A 531-nucleotide genomic window follows, 5' to 3' on the forward strand; every position below is an offset into this window, starting at 1 on the left:
CCGCCCCCTCGGCGACCAGTCGTGCGGCCGCCACCCGGGCACGTCCCAACGGGTCGGGACCTCCGGTGGCCCGCCCGTCGGTCAGCACCACCACCAGGCTGCGCCGAGCACGGTCGCGCGCCTTCTCGCGGACCACCACATCGCGCGCAGCCAACAACCCCTGCGCCAAGGGCGTTTTCCCGCCGGTGTCGAATCGCGCCAGCCGTCGGCTCGCGATGTGGATCGACGACGTCGGCGGCAACAACAGCGTCGCGTCCTGGCCGCGGAACGTGATCACTGCGACCTTGTCGCGCCGCTGATAGGCATCGCGCAGCAGCGACAGCGTCGCTCCGCTGACCGCCGACATCCGGTCGCGCGCTGCCATCGACCCTGACGCGTCGACCACGAAGATCACCAAATTGCCTTCGCGGCCTTCCCGTATCGCGCGTCGCACGTCGTCGGGCTGCGGTCGTGGCCGCCCCGGTCGCTGCTGTCGACGCGCGGCCGCGAGCAGCGTCTCGAACAGGTGCAGCCCGTGCCCTTCGTTGGGGT

General features: G+C 71.6%; 1 protein-coding gene. It reads right to left on the bottom strand.

Going from position 1 to position 531, the window contains the following annotated elements:
• Window positions 1–531: VWA domain-containing protein (locus tag CQY20_RS34045; protein ID WP_133119217.1), on the bottom strand; the 531-nt coding region annotated here is incomplete at both ends.

The sequence above is a fragment of the Mycolicibacterium agri genome, assembly GCF_002553505.1.
Lineage (GTDB): Bacteria > Actinomycetota > Actinomycetes > Mycobacteriales > Mycobacteriaceae > Mycobacterium > Mycobacterium agri.